The 21208-nt window shown below is 70.5% G+C and carries 23 protein-coding genes; 10 read left to right on the forward strand and 13 right to left on the reverse strand.

Annotated elements, in window-relative coordinates; all coding sequences use genetic code 11:
• A partial coding sequence (locus CCR87_RS16995; protein WP_207186654.1) for a hypothetical protein occupies positions 1–207 on the reverse strand: 207 nt, incomplete at its 3' end.
• 130 nt (positions 208–337) lie between these two features.
• Here CCR87_RS16995 and CCR87_RS14430 point away from each other — a divergent pair.
• The 7 genes from CCR87_RS14430 to argF all read left to right on the forward strand — a co-directional run bounded on the left by CCR87_RS14430 (position 338) and on the right by argF (position 9111).
• Positions 338–1627 carry a DEAD/DEAH box helicase gene (locus CCR87_RS14430; RefSeq protein WP_201158236.1) on the forward strand — a complete coding sequence of 430 codons (1290 nt, stop codon included), beginning with the start codon at positions 338–340 and terminating at the stop codon, positions 1625–1627.
• Between the two features lie 91 nt (positions 1628–1718).
• Positions 1719–2225, forward strand: coding sequence for an acyloxyacyl hydrolase (locus CCR87_RS14435; protein ID WP_201158237.1), 507 nt, complete (start codon positions 1719–1721; stop codon positions 2223–2225).
• 10 nt (positions 2226–2235) lie between these two features.
• Positions 2236–2991 (forward strand): alpha/beta fold hydrolase, encoded by a 756-nt coding sequence (locus tag CCR87_RS14440; RefSeq protein ID WP_201158238.1) that lies wholly within the window; start codon positions 2236–2238, stop codon positions 2989–2991.
• A gap of 96 nt (positions 2992–3087) precedes the next feature.
• Entirely contained in the window at positions 3088–5583 is a 2496-nt protein-coding gene (locus tag CCR87_RS14445; protein WP_201158239.1) for a PBP1A family penicillin-binding protein, read from the forward strand.
• Between the two features lie 80 nt (positions 5584–5663).
• Positions 5664–6791, forward strand: coding sequence for a peptide chain release factor 2 (gene prfB / locus CCR87_RS14450; RefSeq protein WP_201158240.1), 1128 nt, complete (start codon positions 5664–5666; stop codon positions 6789–6791).
• A 190-nt stretch (positions 6792–6981) separates the two neighbouring features.
• Positions 6982–8163, forward strand: a complete 1182-nt coding sequence (locus CCR87_RS14455; protein WP_201158241.1) for an aspartate aminotransferase family protein — start codon at positions 6982–6984, stop codon at positions 8161–8163.
• Between the two features lie 21 nt (positions 8164–8184).
• Complete coding sequence (gene argF, locus CCR87_RS14460; protein WP_201158242.1) at positions 8185–9111, forward strand: ornithine carbamoyltransferase; 927 nt, start codon at positions 8185–8187, stop codon at positions 9109–9111.
• Between the two features lie 13 nt (positions 9112–9124).
• Here the strand turns inward: argF and CCR87_RS14465 are convergent, their stop codons facing one another.
• The 9 genes from CCR87_RS14465 to flgB are packed head-to-tail and all read right to left on the reverse strand — an operon-like array spanning position 9125 to position 13616.
• Positions 9125–9565 (reverse strand): flagellar basal body-associated FliL family protein, encoded by a 441-nt coding sequence (locus CCR87_RS14465; RefSeq protein WP_201158243.1) that lies wholly within the window; start codon positions 9563–9565, stop codon positions 9125–9127.
• A gap of 2 nt (positions 9566–9567) precedes the next feature.
• Entirely contained in the window at positions 9568–10293 is a 726-nt protein-coding gene (gene flgH / locus CCR87_RS14470; protein WP_201158244.1) for a flagellar basal body L-ring protein FlgH, read from the reverse strand.
• 16 nt (positions 10294–10309) lie between these two features.
• Complete coding sequence (flgA, locus tag CCR87_RS14475) at positions 10310–10762, reverse strand: flagellar basal body P-ring formation chaperone FlgA (protein ID WP_201158245.1); 453 nt, start codon at positions 10760–10762, stop codon at positions 10310–10312.
• Positions 10763–10764: 2 nt separating this feature from the next.
• The gene (flgG, locus tag CCR87_RS14480) at positions 10765–11550 is read right to left on the reverse strand and encodes a flagellar basal-body rod protein FlgG (RefSeq protein WP_201158246.1); all 786 of its coding nucleotides are present in this window, start codon (positions 11548–11550) and stop codon (positions 10765–10767) included.
• A gap of 23 nt (positions 11551–11573) precedes the next feature.
• On the reverse strand, positions 11574–12293 hold the full coding sequence (locus tag CCR87_RS14485) for a flagellar hook-basal body complex protein (RefSeq protein WP_201158247.1): 720 nt from the start codon (positions 12291–12293) through the stop codon (positions 11574–11576).
• Positions 12294–12296: 3 nt separating this feature from the next.
• Positions 12297–12566, reverse strand: a complete 270-nt coding sequence (locus tag CCR87_RS14490; protein ID WP_201158257.1) for a flagellar biosynthetic protein FliQ — start codon at positions 12564–12566, stop codon at positions 12297–12299.
• The gene (fliE, locus tag CCR87_RS14495; RefSeq protein ID WP_201158248.1) at positions 12563–12847 is read right to left on the reverse strand and encodes a flagellar hook-basal body complex protein FliE; all 285 of its coding nucleotides are present in this window, start codon (positions 12845–12847) and stop codon (positions 12563–12565) included. Before fliE ends, CCR87_RS14490 begins: the two co-directional genes overlap by 4 nt.
• 11 nt (positions 12848–12858) lie before the next feature.
• Positions 12859–13251: a flagellar basal body rod protein FlgC gene (gene flgC / locus CCR87_RS14500; RefSeq protein ID WP_201158249.1), complete on the reverse strand. Its 393-nt coding sequence runs from the start codon at positions 13249–13251 to the stop codon at positions 12859–12861.
• Between the two features lie 11 nt (positions 13252–13262).
• Positions 13263–13616 (reverse strand): flagellar basal body rod protein FlgB, encoded by a 354-nt coding sequence (gene flgB / locus CCR87_RS14505; protein ID WP_201158250.1) that lies wholly within the window; start codon positions 13614–13616, stop codon positions 13263–13265.
• A gap of 105 nt (positions 13617–13721) precedes the next feature.
• Here flgB and CCR87_RS14510 point away from each other — a divergent pair, with 105 nt between their 5' ends.
• A complete protein-coding gene (locus CCR87_RS14510) occupies positions 13722–15041 on the forward strand; it encodes a FliI/YscN family ATPase (protein ID WP_201158251.1) in 1320 nt (439 codons plus the stop codon).
• Between the two features lie 9 nt (positions 15042–15050).
• Here the strand turns inward: CCR87_RS14510 and CCR87_RS14515 are convergent, their stop codons facing one another.
• Positions 15051–17297, reverse strand: coding sequence for a transglycosylase domain-containing protein (locus CCR87_RS14515; protein WP_201158252.1), 2247 nt, complete (start codon positions 17295–17297; stop codon positions 15051–15053).
• Between the two features lie 271 nt (positions 17298–17568).
• Here CCR87_RS14515 and CCR87_RS14520 point away from each other — a divergent pair, with 271 nt between their 5' ends.
• On the forward strand, positions 17569–17907 hold the full coding sequence (locus CCR87_RS14520; protein WP_201158253.1) for a P-II family nitrogen regulator: 339 nt from the start codon (positions 17569–17571) through the stop codon (positions 17905–17907).
• Positions 17908–17944: 37 nt separating this feature from the next.
• Positions 17945–19300 carry an ammonium transporter gene (gene amt, locus CCR87_RS14525; RefSeq protein ID WP_201158254.1) on the forward strand — a complete coding sequence of 452 codons (1356 nt, stop codon included), beginning with the start codon at positions 17945–17947 and terminating at the stop codon, positions 19298–19300.
• Between the two features lie 93 nt (positions 19301–19393).
• Here the strand turns inward: amt and CCR87_RS14530 are convergent, their stop codons facing one another.
• Both CCR87_RS14530 and pyrC read right to left on the reverse strand, forming a co-directional pair.
• Positions 19394–20059, reverse strand: a complete 666-nt coding sequence (locus tag CCR87_RS14530) for an orotate phosphoribosyltransferase (protein WP_201158255.1) — start codon at positions 20057–20059, stop codon at positions 19394–19396.
• A 9-nt stretch (positions 20060–20068) separates the two neighbouring features.
• Positions 20069–21115 (reverse strand): dihydroorotase, encoded by a 1047-nt coding sequence (gene pyrC / locus CCR87_RS14535; RefSeq protein ID WP_201158256.1) that lies wholly within the window; start codon positions 21113–21115, stop codon positions 20069–20071.
• Positions 21116–21208 lie beyond the last annotated feature (93 nt).

A 21208-nucleotide genomic window follows, 5' to 3' on the forward strand; every position in this document is an offset into this window, starting at 1 on the left:
CGCCGGGGGCGCGCGGGGTGGGGATATGCGAATCACCTTTTTCCGCGACAGGCCGGGCGACGGGCCGCTGCCTGCGGGGATGCGGCGGCTTTCGCGCCGCGCGCAGCTTGACTTTTGCGGGTCCTGAGCGCATGTATCCCCGTGATCGTCGCGCTGCCGCGTGAGCAGCCCGCGCGCCATGCGCGCTCCGGCGGACAGGCGGGCCATCGGGCCCACCACGCGACCGTTCCCAGTTTCACGCACGGGGGCAGGCGGACCACGACGGGTCCGCTCCACGTAGCATGCGCCTCCTGCGGGGGGTGCACCGAGCGGGCATCGCCCGCCGAAAGGACATGACTTGACGGACTTCACGACCCTTGGACTTGACCCGCGCCTGGTCGAGACGCTGACCGGCCTCGGTTTTACCGCCCCCACCCCGATCCAGGCCGAGGCGATCCCCTCGGTGCTGGCCGGCCGCGACCTGATGGGCCTTGCGCAGACCGGTACCGGCAAGACCCTCGCCTTTGGCCTGCCGCTGGTGCAGGCGCTGTCGGGCGGCAAGCGGCCCGCGCCGAAGGGCGTCCGCTCGCTGATCCTCGCGCCCACGCGGGAACTTGTGAACCAGATCGCCGCGGCGCTGACGGACCTGACCCGCAACACCCCGCTGAAGGTGCAGATCGTCGTCGGCGGCGCCGGGCTGAACGGCCAGGCGATGCGGCTGGCACGCGGCACCGACATCCTGGTGGCGACGCCCGGCCGGCTGATCGACCTGCTGGAGCGGCGCGCCGTCAGCCTGGCGGAGGCCCGGTACCTGGTGCTGGACGAGGCTGACCAGATGCTCGACATGGGCTTCATCCAGGCGCTGCGCCGCATCGCCAAGCACCTGCCGGACGCGCGCCAGACCATGCTGTTCTCGGCCACCATGCCCCGGGAGATGGAGGAGCTGTCCGCCACCTACCTGACCCGCCCGGTGCGCGTGCAGGTCGCCGCCCCCGGCCGCCCGGTGGAGCGGATCGACCAGGGCGTGCATTTCGTCAACCAGGGCGACAAGGCCAAGCTGCTGGAGCACTACCTCGGCCAGCACGCCGGTGAGGCCGCGCTGGTGTTCTGCCGCACCAAGCATGGCGCGGAAAAGCTGATGAAGCTGCTCGACAGCTGGGGCTTCGCCGCCGGGTCCATCCATGGCAACAAGAGCCAGGGCCAGCGTGAGCGCGCGCTGGCGTCGTTCCGCGGTGGCCAGATCAAGGTGCTGGTGGCCACGGATGTGGCGGCGCGCGGCCTCGACATTCCGCTGGTGCGGCATGTCTACAACTATGACCTGCCGAACGTGCCCGCGAACTATGTCCACCGGATCGGGCGCACGGCGCGCGCGGGTGCCGACGGCCGGGCGGTGGCGTTCTGCGCCCCGGCCGAGATGGGCGAGCTGCGCGCCATCGAAAAGGCCATGGGACAGCCGATCCCGCCCATCGGCGGGACGCCCTCGGCCGAGGTTGCGCCGACCGGCCGTCGCCCCGGCCGCGGGCCGTCGCCCAAGCCCGCCAACCGTGCACCGCGCTCGGGCGCGCAGGGGGGCGCGGGCCAGCAGCCCGCCGCCAAGCCCGCCGCGGCACGCCGCAGCCGGCCGCGCCGCCGCACCGCCGCGGCCTAAGGGCCTGCGGCCCTCCGGGCGCGGTGGCTTGACCTCGCGCCCGGTGCGTGGATTACCTGCCGGCGATCCCGCCCCCTGATCGGAGACGTACATGCCCCTGTTCCCCTGCACCCGTTTGCAGCCCTTGGTCGCCGGTGCCGCCGTGCTTCTGGCGCTGGCCGCGCCGCCCGCGCTGGCCGATGACCGCACGGCCTATCTGCTGTCGATCGGCCCCGATCTGGGCTCCAGCGGCAGCCGTGACCCGGTCTTCACCGCCGAGGTCCGCTCGGGGCGGACCGTGTGGGCGGGGCTGCGGCCGATCTATTCCTTCTCGGTGACGGAACACGGCGGCGTTCTGGGCGGCGTGGGCCTTTATGGCGATTATCGGCTGGGGGCGGCGCGGATCACGCCCAACTTCAGCGTGGCGCTGTATCAGGATGGCCGCGGCGGCTTCGAATCGCGCGAGTTGCTGCAATTCCGGACCGGCATCGACGTGATGTTTCCGGTGACGACCAATGTGTCGGTCGGGGTCGGGTATTTCCACGTCTCCAACGCCGGGATCACGAACCGGTCGGCCGACATCGACGTGGTCCGGCTGTCGGTGCTGTGGCGCTACTGATCGCGCGCTGATGCTGCATGCGTTGCGCCATGGCGCCGCGACCGACCGGCCCACGGTCCTGATCGCGCACGGGCTGTTCGGCTCGGCGCGCAACTGGGGGGCGATCGCGCGGGCGCTGGCCACGGATCGCGCGGTGATCGCCGTCGACATGCGCAACCACGGTGACAGCCCGCGCGACGACCGACACGGATACGCCGACATGGCCCGCGACCTGGCCGAGGTCGCCGGGGATGGCCCGCTCGATGTGATCGGCCATTCCATGGGCGGCAAGGCGGCGATGCGGCTGGCGCTGGACCATCCCGAACGGGTGCGCCGGCTGGCGGTGATCGACATCGCCCCGGTGGCGTACGGCCATACACAGCAGGGGTTGATCGACGCGATGCGCGCGCTGGACCTGTCCGACCTGCGCACCCGGTCCGAGGCCGACCGGCGCCTTGCGGCCCATGTCGATGACCCCGGCGTGCGCGCGTTCCTGTTGCAGTCGCTGGACCTGCGGGCCGATCCGCCGCGCTGGCGCATCAACCTCGATGCGCTGGAGGCGAACATGGCCGCGATCCTGGGCTGGGACGGTCAGGGGCGCTTCGACGGGCCCGCGCTGTTCCTGGCGGGGGGCGCGTCGGACTATGTCCGCCCCGACCACCGCGCGCCGATCCGGGCGCTGTTTCCCGCCGCGCGCATCGCGCGCATCCCCGGCGCGGGCCACTGGCTGCACGCCGACCGCCCCGAGGCCACGGCCGAGACGTTGCGGGCGTTCCTCGACGGGTGACGGGCTGGTCACTATTTGATGTGAGGGTGGCGCGGATTTTGACCCGCACCGCCGATCGGCGTATGGTGCGCCATTGCGATGTCCGGGGGCTCTGCCGTGCTGAGGTTTCTTCTTTCCGTCCTTGGCGGACTGTTCAGCTGGATCACGCTGGCCGCGATCTTCGCAGCCGTGGGCGTGGGCGGGGTGCTGTGGATGTATTCCCGCGACCTGCCCAACCACGAGCAGCTGGCGCAGTACACCCCCCCCACCATCAGCCGCATCTATTCCGGCGAAGGGCTGCTGATGGACGAGTTCGCGCAGGAGCGCCGCCTGTTCGTGCCCATCGGCGACGTGCCGGACATGGTTCAGGCCGCCTTCATCTCGGCCGAGGATCGCAATTTCTGGGAACACTCCGGCTATGACCCGCGCGGCATGGCGTCGGCGCTGCGCGATGCGGTGGTGACGCGGGGCGAGACGCTGCGCGGCGCCTCCACCATCACGCAGCAGGTGATGAAGAACTTCCTTCTGTCGGGCGACCGCACCGGCGAGCGCAAGATCAAGGAGATCATCCTCGCCACCCGGCTGGAGGAGACGCTGGAGAAGGCACAGATCCTGGAGCTCTACCTCAACGAGATCTTCCTCGGGCAGAACTCCTATGGCGTGGCCGCGGCGGCGCAGACCTATTTCAACAAGACGCTGGATGATCTGGACCTGCACGAGGCGGCGTTCCTGGCGGCGCTGCCGCAGGCGCCCTCGCGCTATCATCCGGTCACGGCGCATGACCGGGTGCTGGGACGGCGCAACTGGGTGCTGGGCCAGATGCACGAGAACGGCTACATCACCGAGGCCGAGCGCGACGCCGCCCGCGCCGAGCCGTTGCTGACGGTGCAGGGCGGCGACATCCCGTCGTTCCGCGAGGCACTGCCCGCGCGCGACTATTTCACCGACGAGATCCGCCGCCAGCTGTCGGGCACCTTTGGCGAGGCGGAGTTCTTCGGCGGCGGGCTGACGATCCGCGCCACCGTCGATCCCGACCTGCAGAAGGCCGCCGCCCGCGCCCTGCGCCGCGGGCTGGAGCGTCATGACCGCGGCCTGGGCCGCTGGCGCGGCTCCGGCGAGGCGCTGCCCGAGGACGCGCTGGGTGACGAGGCCGCCTGGCGTGCGGCGCTGGCGCGCGCCGAGATCGCGCGCGACATCGACCTGGAGGGGTACTGGCACCCCGCCGTGGTGCTGGAGGTGGACGCCGCCCGCGCCCGCCTTGGCATCGAGGGGGTGGCCGCGGACGCGAACACCCCGCACGAGGTCGCGGCCGCCGACATGGGCTGGGCGCGCGGTGGCCTGTCGAACCTGTCGCCGGGCGACGTGGTGCATGTGCGCACCGTGACCTCGGACAGCGACGGCAGCTTTGTGCGCTGGTCGTTGCGCCAGGTGCCCGAGGTGCAGGGTGGGTTCATGGCGATGGACGTGAACTCGGGCCGCGTGCTGGCGATGCAGGGGGGGTTCTCGTACCAGCAATCGACGTTCAACCGGGTGACCCAGGCGCAGCGGCAGCCCGGCTCGGCGTTCAAGCCGTTCGTCTTTGCCGCAGCGCTGGACAGCGGCTACACCCCGGCCACCATCGTCGTGGACGCCCCCATCGAGGTCGACACCGGGCGCGGCCAGATCTGGCGCCCCACCAATTATTCCAACCGCTTCTATGGTCCCACCCCGGTGCGCACCGGCATCGAGATGTCGCGCAACCTGATGACCGTGCGCATGGCGCAGGAGATCGGCATGGACGTGGTCGGCGAATATGCCGAACGCTTCGGGGTCTATGACAGGATGCAGACGTTCCTCGCCAACTCGCTGGGTGCGCAGGAAACCACGCTGTTCCGCATGGTCGCCGCCTATGCCATGTTCGCCAACGGCGGCGAGCGGGTGGAGCCCACGCTGGTGGACCGCGTGCAGGACCGCCTGGGCCAGACCGTCTATCGCCACGACCAGCGCGCCTGTGTGGACTGCGACCTGGCGGCGCTGACGCCCGGCACGCCTCCGCGCATCCTGACCAACCGCGAGCGGATCATGGACCCGGTCACCGCCTATCAGCTGACCTCCATGATGGAGGGGGTGGTGCAGCGCGGGACCGCCAGCCGGATCAACCTGCCGGTGCCGATCGCGGGCAAGACCGGCACCACCAACGATGTGCGCGACGTGTGGTTCGTGGGCTTTTCCAGCAACATCGCGGCGGGCTGCTACATCGGCCATGACCGGCCGCGCTCGCTGGGGCAGGGGGTTGCGGGCGGCAACACCTGCGGCCCGGTGTTCGAGGAGTTCATGCGCGAGGCCATCGCCAAATACGGCGGCGGGCGCTTTGCCGTGCCCCCCGGCGGTTACTTCATCAACATCGACCGTTTCACCGGCGCCCGCCTGCCCGATGGCGCCAGCGGTGCCAATGTGGTGGCCGAGTTCTTCCGCGCCGGCGAGGAGCCGCTGTTCGGCCTGACCGTCGACGGCGGGTTCGCCATGGGCGCCAACCTGCCGCTGGTCACGCCCGACGGCGCTGACACCGGCGGCGGTGGCGGCGGCAGCGGGCGGGCCGATTTCGGCACGCTCAGCTCCGGCGGGCTTTACTGAGCCGGACGGGGGCGGGGTTGCGCAGGGGCGCCCCTGCGTCCTATCTCGGCCGAGCGACCCCAAGCACATGAGGCCAGCCGATGCGCGCCGAAACGCAGACCACCATCGATGCCATCGTCAAGTCGCTCGCGCTTCTGGCGCAGCGGATGGACCGCGAGACCGCGCCGCACCGGCTGGAGGAATTCAACGCCATGATCGAGGATCCGGACCTGTGGTCCGATCCGGGCCGTGCCCAGGCGCTGATGCGCGACCGCCAGCGGTTGGTCGACCAGATGACCACCCACGACGCCATCGCCCGGGAGCTGGCCGACAATCGCGACCTGATCGAGCTGGGCGAGGCCGAGGGCGACACCGAGATCGTGGCCGAGGCCGAGGCCGGGTTGAAGCGCCTGGCCGAACACGCCGCCGCCAAGGAGGTCGAGGCGCTGCTGGACGGCGAGGCCGACGGCAACGACACCTTCCTTGAGATCAATGCCGGCGCGGGGGGAACCGAGAGCTGCGACTGGGCCTCGATGCTGGCGCGGATGTATGTCCGCTGGGCCGAGAAGAAGGGCTATGATGTCGAGATGATGTCCCAGAGCGCGGGCGAGGAGGCGGGCATCCGCTCGGTCTCCTATCGCATCTCGGGGCCGAACGCCTATGGCTGGCTGAAGTCGGAATCCGGCGTGCACCGGCTGGTGCGGATATCCCCGTATGATTCGGCGGCGCGGCGGCACACCTCGTTTTCCTCGGTCTGGGTCTATCCGGTGGTCGACGAGAACATCGAGATCGAGATCAACCCGTCGGATGTGCGCATCGACACCTACCGGTCGTCCGGGGCGGGCGGGCAGCACGTCAACACCACCGACTCGGCGGTGCGGATGACCCACATTCCCACCGGCATCGTGGTCACCAGCTCCGAGAAATCGCAGCACCAGAACCGCGCCATCGCCATGGCCGCGCTGAAGTCGCGCCTCTATGAGATGGAGCTGCGCAAGCGCACCGAGGCGATCGAGGCCCAGCACGACGCCAAGGGCGATGCGGGATGGGGCAACCAGATCCGAAGCTATGTCCTGCAACCCTACCAGATGGTGAAGGACCTGCGCACCGGGGTGGAGACGTCGGACACCGACGGTGTGCTCAACGGTGATCTGGACCGCTTCATGGCGGCCACGCTGGCGCAGGACGTGGCCGGCAAGAGCCGCGCGGATTCGCGGGCCGAGGCGTGACGGAGCGGCTGGACAGACCCCTTGTCGGGGGCTATGGCGGTCCCATGACGCCCGCATGCCCCATGCCCCGATCGCTGCGACGCCGACGCGCCTGACGCCTCGGCGCCCGGTGTGGCGTCTTTTCCATCTCCCAAAGTTGACAGTCCCGGGTGCCTTTGGCACCTCTGTAGCCCTTGCGAGGAGCACGCCCATGATCCCGGCCGTCCTGCCGACCTATAACCGCGCCGCGCTGAGCTTTACCGAAGGCCGCGGCGCCTGGCTGACCGAGGCGGGCGGGGAGCGGTACCTCGACTGTGCCGCCGGTATCGCGGTGAATGCGCTGGGCCATGCCCACCCCGATCTGGTCGCCGCGCTGACCGAACAGGCCGGGCGGTTGTGGCATCTGTCGAACCTCTATCGCATCCCCGAACAGGAGCGGCTGGCGGCGATGCTGGTGGACAAGACCTTTGCCGACACCGTATTCTTTGCCAATTCCGGCACCGAAACGGCCGAACTGGCGGTCAAGATGGTGCGCAAGTACTGGCATGCCGCGGGCACGCCCGAACGCCAGACCATCCTGACCTTCGAGGGGGCGTTCCACGGCCGGTCGATCGCCGCGATCTCGGCCGCCGGGTCGGAAAAGATGACGGCCGGGTTCGCGCCGCTGCTGCCGGGGTTCCGGACGCTGCCCTTTGGCGATCACGACGCGCTGACGGCTGCGCTGGACGACACCGTCGCCGCCGTTCTGGTGGAACCGGTGCAGGGCGAGGGCGGCATCCGTCCGCTGCCCGATGCCTGCCTGAAGGGGTTGCGCGCGGCCTGCGATGCCACGGGCGCGCTGCTGATCTTTGACGAGGTGCAGTGCGGCATGGGCAGGACCGGGCGGCTGTTCGCGCATGAATGGGCCGGTGTGACCCCTGACATCATGATGGTGGCCAAGGGCATCGGCGGGGGCTTTCCGCTGGGCGCGCTGCTGGCGAGCGAGCGGGCGGCGGCGCCGATGACCGCCGGCACCCACGGATCGACCTATGGCGGCAACCCGCTGGGCTGTGCGGTGGGCGCGAAGGTGATGGAGATCATCGCCGACGACGCCTTCCTGGCCGAGGTGCGGCGCAAGGCGGGCCTGATGCGCCAGAAGCTGGAGGGGCTGGTCGCCGCCCACCCCGACGTGTTCGAGGGCGTGCGCGGGTCCGGCCTGATGCTGGGGCTGCGCTGCCGGGTGGCGCCGGGCGATGTGGTGGCGGCGGGCCATGCCCAGCGGCTTCTGACGGTTCCGGCCGCCGACAATGTGGTGCGCATCCTGCCGCCGCTGACCATCACCGACGACGAGATCGCAGAGGCCGTCGCGCGCCTCGACGCCGCCGCGCGGGCGCTGACCGCGCAGGCTGCCTGACCCCCCCGGAGCCTGTTTCGCATGAACCATTTCCTCGACCTGTCCACGACCGATGCCACCGATCTGCGCGACATGATCGACGCCGCGCGCGCGATGAAGACCGCGCGCGATGGCCGCCCGCGCGGTGCGCGCGACGACGTGCAGCCGCTGGCGGGGCGCATGGTGGCGCTGGTGTTCGAGAAACCCTCCACCCGGACTCGGGTCAGCTTCGATCTGGGCGTGCGCCAGATGGGCGGCGAGACGATGGTGCTGTCGGGCAGCGAGATGCAGCTCGGCCATGGCGAGACCATCGCGGACACCGCCCGCGTGCTGTCGCGCTATGTCGACCTGATCATGATCCGCACCTTCGAGGAGGCGGTCCTGCAGGAGATGGCCGAGCACGCCAGCGTGCCGGTGATCAACGGGCTGACCAACCGTTCGCACCCCTGCCAGATCATGGCAGATGTGATGACCTATGAGGAACACCGCGGCCCCATCGCCGGGCGCAAGGTGGTGTGGGCGGGCGACGGCAACAACGTCTGCGCGTCGTTCCTGCACGCCGCGGGGCAGTTCGGTTTCGACCTGACCTTCACCGGGCCGCCGCAGCTGGACCCGGAGGCCGCGCATGTCGGTTTCGCCCGTGACAAGGGCCGGAGCATCGTGATCGAGCGTGACCCTGTCCGTGCGGTCGACGGCGCCGATCTGGTGGTCACCGACACCTGGGTCAGCATGCATGACAGCCAGTCCGCGCGCGAGCGGCGCCACAACCTGCTGCGCCCTTATCAGGTCAATGCGGCGCTGATGGCGCAGGCCAGGCCCGACGCGCTGTTCATGCATTGCCTGCCCGCCCACCGTGGCGAAGAGGTCACCTCGCAGGTCATGGACGGCCCCCAGTCGGTCGTCTTTGACGAGGCCGAGAACCGCCTGCATGCGCAAAAGGCGGTCCTGCGCTGGTGCCTCGGGGTCTGAGGGCCGCCGCCGGTCAGTCGTGGCGCAGCAGGTCGAGGATCAGCACGTCGCGCACCGCCGGGCCCGAGACGCCCACCGCCGCCTCGCGCAGGGCGGTGCGGAGGCTGGCCATCGGGCTTGCGGCGGTGAACACGCCGTCGAAGCCGCCCGCGTTGGCATGGTCGAACAGCACGCGCAGGAAGGCATCGCGCAGGCGGGGCTCCTGGGCGCGGACCGCGGCGGTCTGCTCGGCGTCGACTTCCAGGCCGAGCGACAGCACCATCATGGAGCGGATCCGGTCACGGCCGATCAGCGGGATCACGAAATTGCTGGGCATGTCGAGCGAGACCGACGGCGTCAGTGGCGCCTGCGGCGGCTCGGCGGCCTCGGCCGGGGGTTTGAGGGCGATACCCGTCGCCACGCCGCCCACCAGGCCGACACATCCGAGGATGAGGGGGATGAGAAACCGGGTCATGGTCAGAACGGCAGGATGATGTCGGAGATCTGCTGACCCCAGCGCGGCCGCTGCATGTCGCTGACAATGCCCCGCCCGCCATAGGAGATCCGGGCGCCGGCGATCTTGTCATAGGTGATCTCGTTGCGCCGTGAGATGTCTTCGGGGCGGACATAGCCGGTCAGGACCAACTCGCGCAGTTCGTTGTTCACGCGCACCTCCTGTGTGCCTTCGATCCGCACCACGCCGTTGGGCAGGGCCTCCACCACGGTGGACGCCAGGCGCAGTGTCAGTTTTTCGTTGCGCCGCACCGATCCGTCGCCACGGAAGCTGCCCGAGCCGGTGGCGGCGACCGCCGGGTTCAGCGTCGCGCCATCGGGCAGCCGTTCGTTGATGCGTTCGGGCAGGCCGAACAGGGCGCGGATCGCCATGTCCTCGGCGCCCGAGCGGTTGGTGGCGGAGCTGTTGGACATCTCCGCGCGGTCGTCGATCTCGATCACCACGGTCAGGATGTCACCTTGCCGGCTGGCCCGACGGTCGCCCAGCAGCGAGCGCTGCCCGGCCGACCACAGCGAGGCCTGGTCGGTGGCGCGGCGCGGTTCCGTCCGGTCGGGCAGCGGCAGCGAGTACATCGCGTGATGCTCGAACCCGCCTTCCAGCGGATTGAATTCGGGCGCGCGCCCGACCTGCGACAGGCGCGAGCAGCCCGCCGTCGCGGCGATCATGAGCAGAAGCAGCAGAATACGCATCGGCGGGCCTCGGGGGTCAGTGGAAAGGTCGGGCGCTGCCCGAGACATGCACGCGGCCCTCGGGGTCGATCATCCCCGAGACCGTGGTGCGCGAAGACAGGTTCATCACCCGGACCATCTCGCCCGGGGCGCCACGGCCCAGTGCGCGGCCCTCGGCGAAGATGGTCAGCCCGGCGCGGCGGAAGATCAGCGGCACGATGCCGTTGCGTTCCACCACCGCGGCGGGGCCGAGGTCGCCGGGCCGGATCGGGCGGCCGGGATAGAGGGCGACGCGCGCCTCCAGCCCCACGGCCTCGTCGGCATGCGACAGCGCGCCGGGGTGGACCTCGGGCACCACCACCACGTCGCCCGGCTCGATCAGGGTCGTCGCGCGGATGGTCCGGGCGGCCACCAGGGTCTCGGCCGGGGCCGGAAGGCCGGTGGCGAGCGCTGCGATGAGGGCTGCGCCGGCAAGTGTGTGCTGGGCCATCATCAGCGCACCTGCACGGTGGCGCCGAGCATCTGGTCGGCGGCGGTGATGACCTTGGCGTTGAGCTCATAGCCGCGCTGGGCCTTGATCAGCTCGGTCACCTCGCGCACCGCGTCCACGGCGCTCTCCTCCAGATAGCCCTGGCGCAGGGTGCCGAGGCCGTCCTCGCCCGGCGCGCCGGGCAGGGCGGGACCCGAGGCCTCGGTCTCCAGGAACAGGTTGGAGCCGATCGCCTCCAGCCCCTTTTCGTTGGTGAAGCTGGTGAGGTTGAACTGGCCCAGCTCCTCGGGCTGGATCTGATCGGCGAAATAGGCCCAGACCTCGCCCGCGGCATTGATGGTGATGGCGCGGGCGTCGGCGGGAATGACGATGCCCGGGGCGACCTCGTGCCCTTCGGCGGTGACGATCAGCCCGTCGGGCGACCGTTGCAGCCCGCCGTCGCGGGTGTAGGCGGGCTCGCCGCCGGGCAGGACGACCTCCAGATAGCCACGTCCCTCGATCGCGATGTCGAGATCGCCGCCGGTCTGGACCAGCGAGCCCTGCGCCTGCATGACCGTGATCGCCGCCGCGCGCACCCCGAGGCCGAGCTGCACCCCGGTGGGCAGCATCGTGCCGTCGGCGGCGGTGATGGTGCCGGGGCGGGTGTGCTGCTGGTAGTGCAGGTCCGCGAACTCCGCCCGGCGGGGATTGTAGCCCGTGGTGGACATGTTCGCGAGGTTGTTCGACACGACATCCACCCGCATCTGCTGGGCGTGCATGCCGCTGGCGGCGATTTGCAGGGCGCGCATGGGATTCTCCTTTGCGGCGGTTGTTACGAGCGGCCGAGCGTTTCGATGACGCCCCGAATGCGTTCGTCCTCGCGGGCGAGGAAGGCCTGGCCGAGCTCATAGGCGCGGCTGACGGCGATCATGCGGGCCATCTCGGTCATCGGATCGACGTTGGAACCTTCGAGGTAGCCCTGGATCACCGCGGGCTCCTCCACCGGCTCCAACGGGCCGTCGACGCGCATCAGCACCCCGGCCTCGCGCTGGACGGTCAGGGGGTCGACCGCGCGCACCACGCCGAGCTGCGCCACCGGCGCCCCGTCGGCCGAGATCGTGCCGTCCGACGCGATGCCGATGGCGCGCGCGTCGGGCGGCACGAAGATCGGCGCGCCTCCGGCGTCCAGCACGCGGTGGCCGTCGGCGGTGACGAGTTCCCCCGCAAGGTTGGGCCGGAAGGCGCCCGCGCGGGTCAGCCGCTCGCCCTGCGGGGTTTCCACCTGGAAGAACCCTTCGCCCTCGATCGCGACGTCGAAGGGGCCGCCGCTGGCCTCCAGCGCGCCCTGCGCGGCCGAGGTGTGGCGGGCGTTCGCCGCGGCCATCGACAGCGACGGCGCGCCGCCCTCCAGCCGCTGGACGAATTCGGTGAACAGCACGCCTTCGCGCCGATACCCGGCGGTGGACATGTTCGCCAGGTTATGGGCCACGGCCTGCATCTCGCGCATCAGGCCGGACTGGCGGGTCAGGGCGATGTATCCGGGATTGTCCATGGATCAGCCTCCGGCGATCATCGGGATGATGCGCTGTGTGAAGAAATCCACCAGCGTCGTGGTCATGAAGGTCATCGTGACCCAGAACACGAGCACGATCGCCAGCAGCTTGGGCACGAAGGTCAGCGTCATCTCCTGCACGGAGGTGAGCGCCTGGAACAGGCCCACGCCCACGCCCGCGACCAGCGCCGCGATGAGGATCGGGGTCGAGATGATGACCGCGATCCACAGCGCCTGGCGCAGCGTGTCGTAGAAGACGGCCTCCTGCATCAGACCGGCATCCGCAGGATTTCCTGATACGCCTCGACCACGCGGTCGCGCACGGTGACCACGGTTTCCACCGCAAGCTGCGTGGCCGACAGCGCCTGCACCAGGGAATGCGCGTCGGCGCCTCCGGTGACGGCGGCGCGGGCGGTCTCCTCGCCGCGCTGGAGGGTTTCGGCGAATGAGGTCGCGGCCTTGGCCAGCGCCTCGCCGGGGCCGTCGGTGCGGGGCGCGGTGGCGGGGCGCACCGCGGCATAGTTCAGCGCGGCGAAAGAGGAGCGGATATCCATGTCGGTGTCCTTCAGCGGCGCAGCAGGTCGAGCAGGGACTGCGACATCTGTCGCGCCTGGTCGAACAGCCGCAGGTTGGCTTCATAGCTGCGTTGGGCTTCGCGGGCGTCGGCGATCTCGACCACGAGATCGACGTTGGAGCCCTGGTAATGGCCGGTGTCGTCGGCCAGGGCATGGCCGGGGTCGTGGATCAGCGGCAGCTCCCGCCGGTCGAGGCGCACGGGACTGACGCGCACCGCTTCCTGCGGCGCGCCACGGTCCACGGCGGCCAGGAAATCGACGGTCTTGCGCCGGTATCCCGGGGTGTCGGTGTTGGCGATGTTCTCGGAGATGTGGCGCAGCCGGTTGGCCTGCGCCTCCATGCCCGAGGTGGACACCGCGAGGGTGCGGATCAGGTCGCTCATCGCACCCTCCCTCAGCGGCCGAGCGCGGTGCGGATGACGCCGCCCACGCTGCGGGTGATGGTCAGCGCCAGGTCGAAGTGATGGCGCGCCTCCACCGCCTTGATCATCTCGGTGTCGAGCGAAACCGTGTTGCCGTTGGGCGACAGGTTGCCCCCGGGCGCCACCGGCATGAGCCGGGGGTCGGCCGCGGTGCGCGGTGGGGCCGCGTTCATGCGGCGCAGGGTTTCCGTGAAATCCTCCACGTCGCGGGCGCGATATCCGGGGGTATCGGCATGGGCGACGTTGGCGGCGATCACCCCCTGGCGGGTCGCGGAATGCGCGGCCAGGGCATGGGCCATCCGGGTGACGGCGAGTGGTTCGAACATCGGGGCTTCTCCCTCGATTGGATGCACCCTGTCTTAACGTCGATTCGTTTATGAACTGTTCCAGTCGGGACGATCCCGGCACGACCTTGCAGGGGAGCGTCCAGAATGGACTTCGACACCTTGAGCGCGGAAATCGCCGCGGTGCGCCACACCCATGTGCTGGGCCGCGTGTCCGAGATCGGGCGCGGGATGCTGCGCGTCACCGGTCTGTCGGGCAGTGCGCGCCTGGGTGATCGGGTGCTGATCGGCCCCGCGCGCGGTGACCGGATCGGCGGTGAGATCACGCGGCTGGCCCCCCGCAGCGCCGGTGTGATGCCCGATCATGCGTTGGACGGTGCCGCCATCGGCGAGGCGGTGGAGCTGGTGGGCCGCAGCGACATCCACCCCCACGACGGCTGGATCGGGCGAATCGTCGACCCCTTCGGCCGTCCGCTGGATGGCCGACCGCTGGGGCGCGGCCTGGTGGCGCGGCCGCTGCGCGCCAGCCCGCCCGAGGCCGCGACCCGCCGCCCCCTGGGCGACCGGCTGGCCACCGGGATGGCCGCGTTCGACACGCTGCTGCCGCTGGTGCGCGGCCAGCGGCTGGGGCTGTTCGCGGGCTCGGGCGTGGGGAAATCCGCGCTGCTGGGGGGATTCGCGCGGGGTGTCGCGGCGGATGTCGTGGTGATCGCCCTGATCGGCGAGCGGGGGCGCGAGCTGCGCGCCTTCACCGACAAGGTGCTGGGGCCCGAGGGGATGGCGCGCGCCGTGGTGGTCGCCGCGACCTCGGATCAGTCGCCGCTGGTGCGCAGGCGGGCGGCCTGGGCGGCGATGGCGGTGGCCGAGCATTTCCGCGACCAGGGCCGGCATGTGCTGTTCCTGGCCGATTCGATCACCCGCTTCGCCGAGGCGCACCGCGAGATCGCCGTCACCAGCGGCGAATCCGCGGGCCTGCGCGGCTGGCCGCCGTCGCTGTCGCACATGATCATGGCGCTGGCCGAGCGCGCCGGGCCGGGGGCCGAGGGGGCGGGCGACATCACCGCGGTCCTCAGCGTGCTGGTGCCGGGCTCGGACATGGAGGACCCGGTGGCCGACATCCTGCGCGGGGTGCTGGATGGCCATGTGGTGCTGGACCGCGCCATCGCCGAGCGCGGGCGCTTCCCCGCCATCGACCTGCTGCGGTCGGTCTCGCGCAGCCTGCCGGAGGCGGCCAGTGACGCCGAAGGCGCGCTGATCACCCGCGCCCGCGCGCTGCTGGGCGCCCACGCCCGCGCCGAGCTGATGTTGCAGGCCGGCCTCTACTCCGCCGGCAGCGATCCGGTGGTGGATGCCGCGGTGCGGGTCTGGCCCGCGCTGGACGGGTTCCTCGCGGAACCCGCGCCGGGGGGGCCGTCGGACAGCTTTGCGCGCCTCGCGGCCTGCCTGGGCGAGGCGCCGCCGGGCTGATCGCCCCCGTCAGTAGGTGCCCAGCGTATCGCGCAACGCCCTCTCGATCGCCGAACCGATGTCGTCGAAGCCCGAGGCGCTGCCGCTGGGTCCGCCCTGCTGCCCTGGCCAGGGCGCCACCGGGCTTTCGGTCCATCCGTCCGAGCGCACGCCCTCGGGCACCGGAAGGTCGGGATTTTCCCACGGGCGTTCCGGCGTGGTGGGCGCGTCGAAGGCCGGTGGCGGGGTCAGCGGCGGGTCCATCGGCAGCGGGCTCATGGGCACCCCTTCGTGCACGGCGACCATGACCTCGCGCCAGATCTCGGCCGGGAGGCCGCCGCCGGTGACGCCCGTCAGCCGCGAGTTGTCGTCATAGCCCATCCAGACACCGGCGACGTAATCGGCGGTGAAGCCGATGAACCAGGCGTCGCGCGCGCCCTGGGTGGTGCCGGTCTTGCCCGCCACCTCGCGCCCGCCGGGCAGTGCCGCGCGTCGGCCGGTGCCGGTGGAGACGACCTTCTCCATCATCCATGTCAGGCGCCGGGCCGCCGCCTCGGAGATCACCGGATCGCCGACGCCGGTGCCGAAGGTCATCAACGCCTCGCTGTCGCCCTGCAGCCGCACCTCGGTCATGCCATAGGGCCGGACCGAGCGCCCGCCCGCCAGGATCCCGGCATAGGCCGCGGTCATGTCCAGCAGCGTCGATTCCGACGCCCCCAGCGCCAGCGCCGGCCCCTCCGCCAGGCTGGAGCGCAGGCCGAAGCCGTTGGCGACGCTGCGCACGTTGTCGCGCCCCATCGCCTCGGTAATGCGCACGGCGGGGATGTTGAGGGAATGCGCGAACGCCTCCGTCAGGGTCACGAGGCCGCGGAATTCATTGGTGTAGTTGCGCGGCGACCACGGCCCCGATCCGGGGATGGTGAGGGTCAGCGGCGCGTCCTCGACGATGTCCGAGGGCTCGTAGCCCATCTCCATCGCGACGGCAAAGACGAAGGGCTTGAACGCCGATCCGGTCTGGCGCAGGGCCTGCGTCGCGCGGTTGAAGGCGCCGATACGGTTGTCGCGCCCGCCCACCATCGCGCGCACCGCGCCGTCGGCCGACATCACCACCACCGCGGCCTGCGCGGTGGAGCCCTCGCGCACCCGCTCGGCAAAGATCCGGGTGACGGCGTCCTCGGCGGCGCGCTGGATGCGGGCGTCCAGCGTCGTTGTCAGGATCACGTCCTCGGTGGTGTCGCGCGTCAGGAAATCGGGGCCCGCGTCCATCATCCAGTCGGCGAACGCCCCTCCGGCGCGCTGGCCGGCGGCTTCGGACAGCTGCGCGGGGTTGGCGCGGTACTCGGCCACCTGTTCGGCGGTGAGGTACCCTTCCTCCTCCATCAGCCCCAGGATCAGGTTGGCGCGGCCCTGTGCGCGCGCCAGGTTGCGCGTGGGCGCAAAGGTCGAGGGGGCCACCAGAAGCCCCGCCAGCATCGCCGACTGGGCCGGGTCGACCTCGTTCGCCGATACGCCGAAGAATCGCTGGGCGGCGGCCTCGAAGCCGCGCGTGCCGGCGCCCAGATAGGCCCGGTTCATGTAGATCGACAGGATCTCGTCCTTGGTGAACTTCGCCTCCAGCGCAAAGGCGTAGGGCAGCTCCTGCAACTTGCGCCAGACGGTGGAGCGGCGGCAGTCGCGCTCGAACTCGGCCTCGCTGGCGAATTCGGCGGGGTCGAAGGGGCGGCCGAGGCACAGAAGCTTGGCGACCTGCTGGGTGATGGTGGAGCCGCCATGGCCCGACAGCGGGTTGCGCCCCGCCGCGATGTTGATGCGCATCGCCCCCAGGATGCCGCGGGGGGACACGCCGAAATGCCGCTCGAACCGCCGGTCCTCGGTCGCGAGGATCGCGTGGCGCAGGTGGGGTGAGATGTTCTGTGCGGTGATCTGGCCGCCGAACGTCTCGCCGCGCCAGGCGAACACCTGGCCGTCGGCATCGAGCATCGTGACCGACCCGCGCGCACGCCCGTCCAGAAGGTCGGTGAACCCCGGCAGCGTGGTGTAGAAATAGAAGGTGGCCGCGGCCAGCAGAAGCGCCACCACCGCCGTCATCCGCCAGGCCAGCCCCCACAGCACCCGCAGCACGAAGCGCAGCGCCCGTCCCGGCAGGCTCAGCAATCCGCCCCGGCGCGGACGCGCGGGGCGGCGCTGCGCGGGCTTGCGCGGCGGCTTCGTGGGTTTGCGCGGGGGTGTTGCGCGCCGGTCGGCGACCAGCGGCGGCCGTGATCTGGGTCCTGCCATTTCTGCCTCGTTTGCCCGTCTTCAGCCATCGCGGGCCCGGAGCGCAACATACGCGGTCGAACGGGCGATGTGGAGGCGGGATCGGGGCGGCGATTCCCCTTCGTGATCTGCATAATAAGTGGGCAAAATCGAAATACAGTGCAAAAATTGTGCGATCCCGCCGGCCGTGCCCCCCCGTGCGCCGCAGGATCGATTGAGTTGCCGCCCGGATGCGCCCCCTTTTGTCGCACACCGTCCTGTCAGAAGGGCGCCCATGCGGAAGGGGGAAGCCGTGAAACTGATCATAGCAGCGATCAAGCCGTTCAAGCTGGAGGAGGTGCGCGAGGCGCTCACCGCCGTCGGCGTGCGCGGCATGATGGTGACCGAGATAAAGGGCTTCGGCACGCAATCCGGTCACACCGAAATCTATCGCGGCGCGGAATACGCCGTGAACTTCGTGCCCAAGGTCCGGCTGGAGATCGCAGTCAGCGACGCCATGGCCGACCAGGTGGTGGAGACCATCGCCAAGGCCGCGCGCACCGACAAGATCGGCGACGGCAAGGTCTTCGTGCTTGACCTCGCGACCGCGCTGCGGGTGCGCACGGGCGAGACCAACGACGATGCGCTGTGATCGGCGCCGCAGCCCCGAAGGACAAAGGGTGAGTAGCATGAACCTGAAAAGACTGTCTTCTCTGGCGGCGACCGCCGCGCTCCTGCCGGTCGTGGCCCTCGCGCAGGACGCCGAGGTCGAGGAGGTCGTCGAGGCCGTGGCCATGGCCGGCGTCACTCCGGAGGTCACCTTCATCTTCAACACGCTGTTGTTCATCATCGGCGGGTTTCTGGTGTTCTTCATGGCCGCGGGCTTCTGCATGCTCGAGGCAGGCCTCGTGCGCTCCAAGAACACCACGATGCAGCTGCTCAAGAACATCAGCCTGTTCTCGCTGGCCTCGATTGCCTATTTCGCGGTCGGCTTCCTGATCATGTATCCGGGCGATGCCTGGATCATCGAGGGCTGGCTGGGCATGCCCGCCATGACCTTCCTGGAGCCGGTGGGCGTCAGCTTCGAGGAGGTCGGTGATCCCGAATACGCCTCGGTGGCGTCGGACTTCTTCTTCCAGCTGATGTTCTGCGCCGCGACCGCCTCGATCGTGTCGGGTGCGGTGGCCGAACGCATCAAGCTGTGGCCGTTCCTGGTGTTCGTGATCGTGCTGACCGGCCTGATCTATCCGATCCAGGCGTCGTGGTCCTGGGGCGGCGGCTGGCTGGACGCCGTCGGCTTCTCGGACTTCGCGGGGTCGTCCATCGTGCACTCGGCCGGGGGCTGGGCGGCGCTGACCGGGATCATCATCCTGGGTGCGCGCGCGGGCAAGTACGGGCCGGGCGGCCGGGTCAACCCGATCCCGGGCTCCAACCTCGCGCTGTCGACGCTGGGCGTGTTCATCCTGTGGCTGGGCTGGTTCGGCTTCAACGGCGGGTCCGAGCTGGCGATGGGCGGCGCGGATGCCGTGGCCAACGTCAGCCGGATCATGGCGAACACCAATGCCGCGGCGGCCGCGGGTGCGGTGGGCGCGCTGATCCTGAGCCAGATCATGTACGGCAAGCCCGACCTGACGCTGGTGCTGAACGGCGCGTTGGCGGGGCTTGTCGCCATCACTGCCGAGCCGCTGGAGCCGTCGCTGTTCCTGGCCACCATCATCGGGGCCATCGGCGGGGTCATCGTGGTGCTGACGGTGCCGCTGATGGACAAGCTGAAGCTGGATGACGTGGTGGGCGCGGTGCCGGTGCACCTGTTCGCCGGGATCTGGGGCACCATCGCGGTGATCTTCTCCAACTCCGATGCGTCGCTGGTGGCGCAGCTGATCGGGATCGTCGCCATCGGGGCCTTCATGGCCATCGCCTCGGCCATCGTTTGGCTCATCATCAAGTTCACGATGGGCCTGCGCGTGGACGAGGAGGCCGAATCCGCCGGTCTCGACAAGGTGGAGCTGGGGATGGAGGCGTACCCCGAGTTCTCCAAGTCCTGATCGTTCGCGCACGCAAGAAGAAACCCGGGCCGCAGGGCCCGGGTTTTTTCATGTCCGCCCGGGTTTCTTCATGTCCGGATGTGGTGGGCGGTGTCAGCCGGCCCAGTCGCGCGGGGCGCGCAGGAACGCCTCCACCGCGTCGAGGGTGGCGTGGTCGGCGTCCGCGCGCGTGCGGGCCTCGGCCAGCACGTCCCACCAGGTGCACAGGTGGGTCAGTGTCACGCCGGCGTCGGACAGGCGCGCGCGGGCCTCGGGGAAGATGTCGTAGTAGAAGATCACGGCGGTGTGCGCGCAGGTGGCGCCGGTGTCGCGGATCGCCTCGACGAACGAGAGCTTGGAGCCGCCGTCGGTCGCCAGATCCTCGACCAGCAGGACGCGCTGGCCGGGGGTCATGTCGCCCTCGATCCTTGCGTTGCGGCCGTAACCCTTGGGCTTTTTCCGCACATAGGTCATCGGCAGCGCCAGCCGCTCGGCCACCAGGGCGGCAAAGGGGATGCCCGCGGTCTCGCCGCCGGCGATGTTGTCGAAACCCTCCAGCCCGGCCTCGCGCAGCACGGCGCAGGACAGGAAATCCATCAGGGTCGCGCGGATGCGGGGATGCGAGATCAGCTTGCGGCAGTCGATGTAGGTCGGCGCGCGCAGGCCCGAGGCAAAGGTGAACGGATCGGTCGCGTTGAAGTGCACCGCGCGGATGTCGAGGAGCGCGCGCGCGGTGATCCGCGCCATGGTCTGCGGGTCGGGATAGGCGGTGGGGATCATCGTCGGGCCTCAGGCGGGGGCGTTGGTGCGCCAGTGCAGGGGAAAGCCGGGGTCAAAGACGGTCACGGGGCCGCCGGCGGTGCTGCGCTTGCGGTGCGGGGACCATGGCTCGGCGGCGCGGGTCAGGGTGATGCGGGCCTCGTTGGGCGCAAGGCCGTAGAAGGCTGGACCGTGCAGGCTGGTGAATCCCTCCAGTCTGTCAAGCGCGCCCGCGTCCTCGAACACCTGTGCGAGGATCGGCAGGGCCACGGGCGCGGTGTAGCAGCCCGCGCAGCCGCAGCCGGTTTCCTTGGCGGCGTCCACATGCGGGGCGCTGTCGGTGCCCAGAAAGAACCGCGCGTCGCCGGAGGTCGCGGCGTCGACCAGCGCAACCCGGTGGGTTTCGCGCTTGGCCACCGGCAGGCAGTAGTAATGCGGCCGGATCCCGCCCGCCAGGATGTGGTTGCGGTTGATCACCAGGTGGTGGACCGTGACCGTGGCGCCGAGGGCGCCGGAGGTGTCGGCGCGGACGTAGCCCACGGCCTCGGAGGTGGTGATGTGCTCCATCACCACGCGCAGGCCGGGCGTGGCGCGGCGGATCGGGTCCAGCACGCGGTCGATGAACACCGCCTCGCGGTCGAAGATGTCGATGTCGGGGTCCGTGACCTCGCCGTGGACGAGAAGGGGGATGGCGGCCTCGGCCATGGCCTCCAGCACGCCGCGCACCCGGTCGAAGTCGCGCACGCCGGAGGCCGAATTGGTGGTGGCCCCGGCGGGGTAGAGCTTGACCGCGGTGATGATGCCCGCGGCATGGGCGGCAACGACGTCGGCGGGGTCGGTGGCCTCGGTCAGGTAGAGCGTCATCAGCGGCGCGAAGTCCGCCGCCGGGACCGCCGCGCGGATGCGGTCGCGATAGGCGGCGGCCTGTGCGCCGGTGACCACGGGCGGCACCAGGTTGGGCATGATGATGGCGCGGCCGAAGTCGCGGGCGCTGTCGGGGGCCACGGCCGCCAGCATTGCCCCGTCGCGCAGGTGCAGGTGCCAGTCGTCGGGGCGGCGCAGGGTGATCGTATCCATGCGCGCGGGGGTAGCGCATGGCGGGGCGCTTCGCCAGCGCGATTCGCGCGGGGGGCGCCGGGCCGGTCCCGCACCGCGCCGGCGGTCGTCCCA

The sequence above is a fragment of the Rhodobaculum claviforme genome, from assembly GCF_016653255.1.
GTDB classification, from domain to species: domain Bacteria; phylum Pseudomonadota; class Alphaproteobacteria; order Rhodobacterales; family Rhodobacteraceae; genus Rhodobaculum; species Rhodobaculum claviforme.